This window comes from Pseudomonas sp. 05N434 (assembly GCF_056396965.1).
Window position 1 is genome coordinate 1 of sequence record NZ_JBFTMK010000141.1, and the last position, 9,566, is coordinate 9,566.

Consider the following 9,566-nt stretch of genomic DNA (forward strand, 5'->3'; position numbering starts at 1 on the left):
CACTACATCGGCTTTGTGTAGCGTCATGGCGACACCTCCTCGGTGAGCATCGAAAGGGGTTTGACCGGTGCCTGTCCACGCTGCCGACCGACCTGTTGCACGCTGACGCCTGCCGCCGCCGCGATCACTTCGGCCCCKGCCTGGGAGCAATAACGCCCCTGGCAGCGGCCCATGCCGACCCGGCTGAAGGCCTTGGCCCGATTGACTTCACAGGCCCCCTTCTCGCTCACGGTACGGCGCAACTCGCCGGCGCTGATCATCTCGCAGCGACAGACGATGGCTGAATCCGGCAAGGCTTTGGCTTGCGCCGTCGGCCAGGGAAACGCCTGGGCCAGGCCGAGGCGAAACTCATCCATCACCGCCAGCGCGTGCCGTTGTTCGTCACGCAAACCGGCGTTCACCGGTTGCTGCAGATCTTCCAGCAACGCCATCGCCGCCAGACGCCCGGCGTGCTCGGCGGCATCGGCGCCGCGAATCTTCGAACCGTCCCCGGCGGCATACACACCGTTGACCGAGGTGCGGCCCTCTTCATCGACGGCCAGCCACCACTGGCTGGAGGCCTCATCGAAGCGCATGCGACAACCGGCCAGATCGGCCAGTTGGGTTTCCGGGCGCAAGTGATAACCCAACGCCACAGCATCACAATCCACCGTTAACGTCTCACCGCGCGCGGTACGCACCCGCACACCACTGACGCCGCTGGCTGCATCGCCTTGGACCTGAAGCGGCGAAATCCCCAGATGCACCGGGATTTTCGCCCGGTACAACTGCGCCAGTAACTTCATCCCGGTGAACAGCAATCCCGGACGCGCCATCAGCTTCGGCACTGCCGCGATGCGCTTGCTGAGGGGTGAAGTGTCGAGCACCGCCGCCACATTGGCGCCTGCTTTGACGTATTGGCTGGCGACCAGATACAGCAACGGCCCGCTGCCCATGAACACCACGCGGTGGCCGATGGAAACCGCCTGGGACTTGAGCGCGATTTGCGCCCCGCCGAGGCTGTAGGTGCCTGCCAACTGCCAGCCTTCAATCGGCATCAAGCGGTCGGTGGCACCGGTGCAGAGGATCAGCGCATCGTAATCCACCGTCGAGTGCTTGCCCTGGCTGACGCAGCACAATTGCCCTGGCGTCAGGTTCCACACCAGCGTGTCGGGGCGGTAGTCGATTTGCCCGCGCAATCGGTCGAAACTCTGGTGCAGATTCTTGGCCTTGGCCGCTTCGGTGCCATACAGGGTGGCGTAGTCCCGGGTAAAACCTTCGGGCTGGCGACGGTAGATCTGCCCGCCATCCCGGCGATTCTCATCGATCAGGATCGGTTTCAAGCCAGCCGCCAGCAGCGTTTCGGCACAGCGAATGCCGGCCGGCCCGGCGCCGACAATAACCACTCGTTGAGCGCTCAGCCGTGCAGTGGCCATATTGCCTCCGGTTGTGTGGTGACGATGTCCAGCCCTTCGCGGACTTCATTGGAACAGGCGCGCAAACGCTCGCCACTGCGGGTCCAGACCCAACAATCCTGGCAGGCGCCCATCAGGCAGAAACCGGCGCGGCGGCCCGAGTCGAATTCCGATTGGCGCAGCGCCGAGCCCTGGGTCAGCAACGCGACCATTAATGTGTCGCCCTGCAACGCCTCAATGGGCGAACCGTCCACCGTCAGCTTGACGGTCGGCCGGCCCTGCTCGGCCAGCCTCACAAAACGCCCTTTCATGCATAAGCTCCCAGGCTCATGGTGGATAAACCCTGCTGTGTTTTCAGCAACTCGGCACTGTCGTGATGACAAAGAATTTCGCTACCGCCGTCGATGATCCGCCGGTTCGGCGCGGTGCGATTGCACAGGCCGTCGACCCGCACCGGGCAGCGACTGAGAAAGGTGCACAGCTCTGGCACATTGGCCTTGGCGCCAATCGGCGGCAGCGTGCCGCAGGTGGTGCCGCAGTTTTCCAGCCAGCCCTGACGCAGTTCCGGCACCGAATGGATCAACAGGTCGGTGTAGGGATGGAACGGTGCCTGGGCAAACGCCTGCCGGCTGCCGGCCTGAACCTTGTGGCCGCTGTACATCACCACAATGTCGTCGCACAGCGCGCGCACCGTGGAAATGTCATGGCTGATGAACAGGTAGGACACGCCCAGTTGCTGACGCAGGTCGCGCAGCAGTTCGAGAATCGCCGCGCCGACCACGGTGTCCAGCGCCGAGGTCACCTCGTCGCAGAGGATCAGGTCCGGTTTGGCCGCCAGGGCACGGGCCAGGTTGACCCGCTGTTTTTGCCCGCCGGAGAGCTCATTCGGACGGCGTTCGGCCATGGCGCGCGGCAAGCGCACCAGGTCCAGCAGTTCGCCGATACGCTCGCGCAGCGCGGCGCCCTTGAGGCCAAAGTACATTTTCAGCGGACGGCTCAGAATAGTGCTGACACTGTGCATCGGGTTGAGCGCAGTGTCGGCATTCTGGAACACCATCTGAATCCGGCGGAACTGCTCATCGGTGCGCTCGGACAGGCTGCCGCCCAGTGGCTGGCCATCGAAGGTCAGGCCGCCCAAGGCCGGYGTCAGYAACCCGGCCACCACCCGCGCCAGGGTCGACTTGCCGGAACCCGACTCACCGATCACGCCAATGGCCTGGCCCCGGCGCACGGTCAGGTCGATATCTTCCAGCACACGAATCGACGGCATGCCTTGCAGGTTCTTGTTGCCGTAACCGGCGGTCAGCCCCTGGATGGTCAGCAGCGGTGTTTCTTCAGCGATGCCGCAAGGTGGGCGGATCGTCGTGTCCGGGCGGGCCGCCAGCAGCAGGCTGCGGGTGTATTCATGGGCCGGAGCCTTGAGCAACGGCGCGGTGGCGCTCTGCTCGAAAATCTGCCCGCCATTGAGCACCACAATCTGATCGGCCATTTGCGCTACGACCGCCAAATCATGAGACACATAAACCGCCGTCGCGCCACGCTCGCGGACCACCCGCTTGAAGGCGCGCAGCACGTCGATCTGCGTCGTCACGTCGAGGGCGGTGGTCGGCTCGTCGAGCACCACCAGCAGCGGATCGCTGATCAGCGCCATGGCCGCCATTACCCGTTGCAACTGCCCGCCGGATACTTGGTGCGGGTAACGCTGGCCAATGTGATCGGGATCCGGCAAGGCCAGATCGCGGAACAGTTCGATGGCTTTGGCTTCCAGCACGGCCCGGCTACCCAGGCCGTGAATCAATGCGCCCTCCACCACTTGATCGATCAGTTTTTTCGCCGGGTTGAACGCAGCGGCGGCGCTCTGGGCAATGTACGACACCCGATTGCCGCGCAGGCCTTGCAGCTCGCCTTCGCTCAACGCCAGCATGTCGTGCTCGCCGACTTGCACCACGCCGGACGCCAATCGACAACCGCGTCGGGCATAGCCGAGCAACGCCAGCGCTATGGTGGTCTTGCCGGAGCCGGACTCACCGATCAACGCCAGCACTTCACCTTTGGCCAGGGAGAAGCTCACGCCTTTGACGATCTCCACTTCGCCACGCTCGCCGCAAGCGACCACGCGCAGGTCTTCGACTCGAATCAAATCACTCATTTCAATGACCTCCCGTACGTCGACTACGCCGTGACGACAGTCGGTCGATGAACAGATTCACGCCGATGGTCAGGGTGCCGATGGCCAGCGCCGGAATCACGATGGCCGGCGCGCCCTGATTGAGGCCGCCGATGTTCTCGCGCACCAGCGAACCGAGGTCGGCATCCGGCGGTTGCACACCGAGGCCAAGGAAGCTCATGCCACTGAGCAGCAGCACGATGAAGCCGAAGCGCAGCCCCAGATCGGTCAGCACCGGGTTGAGCATGTTCGGCAGGATTTCCACACAGGCGATGTACAACCGGCGCTCGCCACGGGTGCGGGCGACTTGCACGTATTCCAGCGCTTCGATGTTCACCGCCATGCTGCGGGCGATGCGGAACGCGCCTGGGGTGAAGCTCAGCACAGCGGTGCAAATCAGCAACAGCACCGAAGAACCGAACGCCGAGACCATGATCAACGCCAGCATCTTGCTCGGGATGGATATAAAGGCATCCATCAAACGGCTGATCACTTCGTCCAGCCATTTCGGCGACACCACCGACAGCAGCGCACATCCGGTCCCCAGCGTGCTGGCCAACACCGCTGAAATCAGCGCCAGCCCCACGGTGAACCGCGCGCCGACGAGAATGCGGCTGAGCATGTCGCGGCCCAGGTAATCGGTGCCCAACGGGTAAGCCGCGCTGAGGCTGTCGAACACGTTATCGGAGACCACTTCACCCACCGGGTGCGGCGCCAGCCACGGACCGAAGATAGCCACCAGCAGCCAGATCACACACATCGCCGCCCCGACCAGGCCAAGCCACGACGGTCCATGGGCAACCTTGCCCAATGCCAGCTCGGGCCCGGCAGGCGCCGATTTCGCCATGAGATCGTTCATTGGTTTCTCAGCCTCGGATTGGAAAGAATCGCGCACAGGTCGGCAATCAGCACCAACCCCAGGTACGCCGTACAAAACAGCATGGTGCAGGCCTGAACCAGCGCCATGTCACGGTTGGTCACGGCATCGACCATCAGGCTGGCGATGCCGGGGTAGTTGAAGATCGTCTCGACGATCACCACCCCGCCCAGCAGGTACGACAGGCTCAGGGCGATGGCATTGGCAATCGGCCCGATGGCGTTGGGCAAGGCATGGCGCAACACGATCCGTACCGGGCTCACGCCCTTGAGCCGGGCCATTTCCACATAGGCGCTGTCGAGCTGATCGATCACTGCCGCCCGGGTCATGCGCGCCATTTGCGCGACAATCACGCAGCACAGAGTCATCACCGGCAAGGCGTAGGTGCGCATGAATTGCCAAGGTGAGGTGATGTCGCTGGCATAGGACAGCGCCGACAGCCAGCCCAGGTTCACCGCAAAGATCAGCACTGCCAGGGTCGCCACCAGAAACTCCGGCACGGCGACCAGAGCCAGGGTGATGAAGCTGAGGACACTGTCCATGCGCCCGCCCCGGCCCATGGCCGAGCCGATGCCGATGATCAGCGCCACCGGCACCGACACCAGCGCCGTGACGGCCGCCAGCATCAGTGTGTTGGGCACCCGCCCGGCCATCAGCTCGCTGACCGGCAAGGCATTGGACACCGATTGCCCCATGTCGCCGCTCAGCAGGTTCATCAACCAATGCAGGTAACGCACCACACCGGGTTGATCCAGCCCCAGTTTCAGGCGCAAGGCCGCCACCTGTTCCGGCGTGGCGAATTGCCCGAGTGCCTGTTGCGCCGCGTCCCCCGGCAATACCGCCGTGATCGCAAACACGACCATAGACACGATCAACAAAGTCACGATCGCCGCGCCCAGGCGCCGGCCGATCAACCACAGTGTGTTGCTATTCATCGCCCTACCCTCATGCAATAGCCCCGCTGACGCCCGTGTGCGGCCGATCAGGCATCGAGCCAGACCTGTTCGGCGAACATGTAGCCCATGAAACCGCCGAGGGGGTTGCTGCCGTAGCCCTTGATGCGCTGGTCGACACCGTCGATGTTGCTAATGAACACCGGCACGCCGATGCCACAGTGTTCATGCACCAGGGCCTGCATGTCGGCGTACATCTTGCTGCGCTTGGCGTCGTCGGTTTCACCGCGGGCGAGCATCAGCAGTTGGTCGAACTGATCGTTCTTCCAGCCCGACTCGTTCCATGGCGCGCTGGACTGGAAGAACTGCGAGAACATCACGTCGGCGTTCGGCCGTGGGTTGATGTTGCCGAAGCTCAGCGGGTGCTTCATCCAGTGGTTGGACCAGTAGCCGTCGCTGGGCAGGCGGTTGACGTCGAGCTTGAGCCCGGCCTGTTTCGCCGATTGCTGCAACAGCACGGCGATGTCCACCGAACCGGTCGCGGCAGGCGATGCCACCAGCGGCATGCTGATGCTTTCCATGCCGGCCTTCTTCAGCAGGAATTTGGCTTTTTCCGGGTCGTAGGCCCGCTGCGGCAGGTCGGCGTTGTAGTAGCGCGAGCCAGGGGAAATCGGATGGTCGTTACCGACGACGGCAAAGCCACGGAACACCGCGGACTTCACTTGCTCACGGTCCAGCAAATACTTCATCGCCTGAGTGAATTCGGCGCTTTTACCCGGCATCTGGTCCTGACGGATGATCAGGTCGGTGTAGTTGCCCGACGGCGCATCGACGACCCGGTGTTTGGCGCTGGCCTTGATCCGTGTGGTCGAGCGTGGGTTGACCTCGTTGATCATGTGCACGTCGCCCGACAGCAGCGCGTTGACTCGTGACGGTTCGTCGGCAATCGCGATGAATTCGATCTCGTCCAGGTACGGCAGGCCCGGTTTCCAGTAGCCGGTGTTGCGCGCGGCAATCGAGCGTACGCCCGGTTTGAATTCCTTGACCGTGAACGGCCCGGTGCCGATGCCCTGGTTGAAGTCGGTGGTGCCTTCGGGAACGATCAACAAGTGCGACACGGCGAGGATCGACGGCAGCTCGGCGTTCGGCGCGCTCAGGCGGATCTGCACTTCGTGGGTGCCGGTGGCCTTGATCTCTTCGAACTGCGCCATCAGCGGCATGACCTTGGAACCGGTCAGCGGGTCTTTGTGGCGCGACAGCGAGAACACCACGTCGGCGGCGCTCAGGGTCTTGCCGTTGTGGAAGGTCACGTCCTTGCGCAGGGTGATGATCCACAGCGTCGCATCGGTRTTATCGATGCGCTCGGCCAGTTCCAGTTGCGGCACCAGGTGGCTGTCGAAACGAGTCAGGCCGTTGTAGAACATGAAGTGACGCACGTAGTCGGTAGACAGCGCGCCCTTGGCCGGGTCCAGGGTGTCGGCGGTGGAGCTGGACATGCCGGCGACGCGAATCCGCCCGCCCGGCTTGCCTTTGCCCGGGGTCGCTGCTTCTTCAGCGAACAGTTTGCCGGCGGCGCCGAACAGGCTGCCGGCACCCGCTGCGGCAACACCCGCCACGCCGAGCATCTGCAAGGCGTGGCGGCGCGACATGCCACGATTGAGGCCTTCGAATACCCGCAGGCTGTCCTGGCCGGAAATCAGTTTCGAGTCGATCTTGTTGTCAGTCATATCAGTTGTACCTGTCGAAAATCAGAAGATTCGAGTGCTCCGGTTGACCGGAACGTCCTGGAAACGCAAACGACGGTGACGCCACAACATCAACTCAATGCAAATAGTCCTGGAGGCGGTAGTAAGCGCCCACGAACGGCAAGAACCACGGCTTGCCGAAATGCCCGGGAATCGCTGGCCAGTCGAGTTCGCGCCAGGGATTGGCCTCGACTTTGCCGGCCATCACCTCGGCCATCACCTGGCCCATGTGCACCGACATCTGCACCCCATGGCCGCTGTAGCCCATGGAGTGATAAACCCCGCCATGCTGGCCGGCGCGAGGCAAACGGTCGGAGGTCATGTCCACCAGCCCGCCCCAGCAATAGTCGATTTTCACCTTGGCCAACTGCGGGAACATCTGCACCATCGCCGCTTGCAGCACCTTGCCGCTCTTGGCGTCGGACACGCTGTCGGACATCGCGAACCGCGCACGTCCGCCGAACAGCAAGCGGTTGTCCGGGGTCAGGCGAAAGTAGTTACCGATCATGCGACTGGTGACATAGGCACGCCGACCGGGCAGCAACTGATCGATGAGGAACTGCGGCAGCACCTCAGTGGCGATCACGAAACTGCCGACCGGCACGATCCGCCGCCGATACCAGCCCAGGCCACCGTGCTGACAAGCGCCGGTCGCCAGCAATACTTGCCCGGCGTGCAAAGAACCCTTGGCGGTGTTGACCCGATAACCGCCGGCCTGGGCCTTCCAGTCCGTCACCGACGTACCTTGATAGATCAGCGCGCCGTGACGCGCCGCAGCCTCAGCCAGACCGACGCCGAAACGCCCGACATGCATCTGCACACCGTTGCGCTGCAGCAAGCCGCCATGGAACTGGGCCGAATTCACTTCGGCGCGAGTCTGTTCGGCGTTCAGCAACTCGACCTCGGCATCGACCTCCTTGCGAATCAATTCGCAGGTGCGCGCCAGGCCTTCGTAGTGCAGCGGTTTGGCCGCCAGTTTGAGCTTGCCGTTGCGCTTGAGGTCGCAAGCGATCTGCTCCTGCTCCACCAGGGACACAACGCTCTGCACCGCGCTTTCATAGGCCTGGTAATAGGCCCGCGCCTTGTCGGCACCGAGGCTGGCACTCAGCCCGGCATAGTCCTGGGCAACGCCGGTGTTGCATTGGCCGCCGTTGCGCCCGGAGGCTTCGCCGATCACTCTCCCGGCTTCCAGCACCACCACACTGGCGCCCTTCAAGGCCAGCGCGCGAGCCGCCGCCAGGCCGGTGAAACCGCCACCGACGATGGCCACGTCGACCTGCCCGGGCAATGCGCCGAGCTGAGCACCGGTAAACGCCGGTGCGGTGTCGAGCCAGTAGGATTCACTGCCCATGTCTAACCCCTTATTCCGTGAAGAGCGCCGTTACCGTTCAACTCAGAGACCGACCAGCGCCGCCAGTCCACCGATGTCGGTGATCTGCTGGTAGCCGTAGAACGCATTGCCCGGAACCTCGTGACCGCGGGCGACGAAGGCCTTGTTCTTGATCTTCATGTCGTGGGCCGGCATCAGGTCGTAACGGAAACTGGAAGACACATGCAAGATGTCTTCCGGGCCGCAGTTGAGGTTGTCGAGCATGTACTCGAACGCGGCCAGGCGCGGCTTGTAGGCCTGGGCCTGTTCGGCGGTGAAGACTTTGTGAAACGGTGCGCCGAGCTTGTCGACGTTGGACATGATCTGGCTGTTGCTGGCGTTGGAGAAAATCACCAGGGGGATCTTGTCGGCGATTTTCGACAGACCGGCCGGCACGTCCGGGTGCGGGCCCCAGGTCGGCACGGCGTCGTAATACAGCTGGCCTTCGCCACGGTATTCGACACCCCAACGCTTGCAGACCCGCGCCAGGGAGGTCTTGAGGATTTCGTCATACGGCATCCAGTCACCCATGACCTGGTCCAGGCGATAGGCCGAGAAGTCCTTGACGAACTGATCCATCTGCTCGGGCGCCACGCGGTCGGCGAACAGTTCGCGAGTCATCGTGCCCATGTGGAAATTGGTCAGCGTACCGTAGCAGTCGAACGTAATGAATTTGGGGCGTAGAAAGCTCATTGAGTGCGGTCCTGAAGTTCGTTGAGGTCATGGCGCGACAGGTATTCGCTGCGTTTCGGGAGCGGCGATGCAACGCTGCAGCACACCGTCATTACAACACCGTGAAATCAGCAGATGGCGTTAAAAGCGACCTGTGCTTGATACAAACCACCGTTTTAGCCTGCCCCCTCAGCAGACTTTGCGGCTCGCTCCAGCCTTGGGCAACCCCCGTATTTATGCGCCCTTATGGACCTTCATGGCTATGCGAGGCTGACGAACGCCCCCATTCACGGCAGAACCTGCGCCGGGCTGAACGAAAACGGGCGCTTCCCTGAGGAAGCGCCCGTTTGGGTGCGGTTTGAACCTTCTCTTGATGACTACCCGGTGTAGCAGCTGCCGAGCCTGCGAGGCTGCGTTCGGCGGCGAAGCCGTCGTGAAATCAGCTATTG

At 63.0% G+C, this 9,566-nt stretch carries 8 protein-coding genes; all 8 read right to left on the reverse strand.

Going from position 1 to position 9,566, the window contains the following annotated elements; translation table 11 throughout:
- Positions 1–23 precede the first annotated feature (23 nt).
- The gene (locus AC1DLB_RS11545) at positions 24–1,415 is read right to left on the reverse strand and encodes an FAD/NAD(P)-dependent oxidoreductase (RefSeq protein WP_258614378.1); all 1,392 of its coding nucleotides are present in this window, start codon (positions 1,413–1,415) and stop codon (positions 24–26) included.
- Positions 1,397–1,705 (reverse strand): (2Fe-2S)-binding protein, encoded by a 309-nt coding sequence (locus AC1DLB_RS11550; RefSeq protein WP_018925981.1) that lies wholly within the window; start codon positions 1,703–1,705, stop codon positions 1,397–1,399. The genes AC1DLB_RS11545 and AC1DLB_RS11550 overlap by 19 nt, the downstream gene beginning before the upstream one ends.
- Positions 1,702–3,543: an ABC transporter ATP-binding protein gene (locus AC1DLB_RS11555; RefSeq protein WP_477743083.1), complete on the reverse strand. Its 1,842-nt coding sequence runs from the start codon at positions 3,541–3,543 to the stop codon at positions 1,702–1,704. Before AC1DLB_RS11555 ends, AC1DLB_RS11550 begins: the two co-directional genes overlap by 4 nt.
- Position 3,544: 1 nt before the next feature.
- Positions 3,545–4,420 carry an ABC transporter permease gene (locus AC1DLB_RS11560; protein WP_018925983.1) on the reverse strand — a complete coding sequence of 292 codons (876 nt, stop codon included), beginning with the start codon at positions 4,418–4,420 and terminating at the stop codon, positions 3,545–3,547.
- Positions 4,417–5,373 carry an ABC transporter permease gene (locus AC1DLB_RS11565; RefSeq protein ID WP_018925984.1) on the reverse strand — a complete coding sequence of 319 codons (957 nt, stop codon included), beginning with the start codon at positions 5,371–5,373 and terminating at the stop codon, positions 4,417–4,419. Before AC1DLB_RS11565 ends, AC1DLB_RS11560 begins: the two co-directional genes overlap by 4 nt.
- A 47-nt stretch (positions 5,374–5,420) precedes the next feature.
- Positions 5,421–7,058 carry an ABC transporter substrate-binding protein gene (locus AC1DLB_RS11570; RefSeq protein ID WP_064617986.1) on the reverse strand — a complete coding sequence of 546 codons (1,638 nt, stop codon included), beginning with the start codon at positions 7,056–7,058 and terminating at the stop codon, positions 5,421–5,423.
- A gap of 94 nt (positions 7,059–7,152) precedes the next feature.
- Positions 7,153–8,427 carry an NAD(P)/FAD-dependent oxidoreductase gene (locus tag AC1DLB_RS11575; RefSeq protein ID WP_064617988.1) on the reverse strand — a complete coding sequence of 425 codons (1,275 nt, stop codon included), beginning with the start codon at positions 8,425–8,427 and terminating at the stop codon, positions 7,153–7,155.
- A gap of 42 nt (positions 8,428–8,469) precedes the next feature.
- Positions 8,470–9,138 (reverse strand): haloacid dehalogenase type II, encoded by a 669-nt coding sequence (locus tag AC1DLB_RS11580; protein ID WP_018925987.1) that lies wholly within the window; start codon positions 9,136–9,138, stop codon positions 8,470–8,472.
- Between the last annotated feature and the right edge of the window lie 428 nt (positions 9,139–9,566).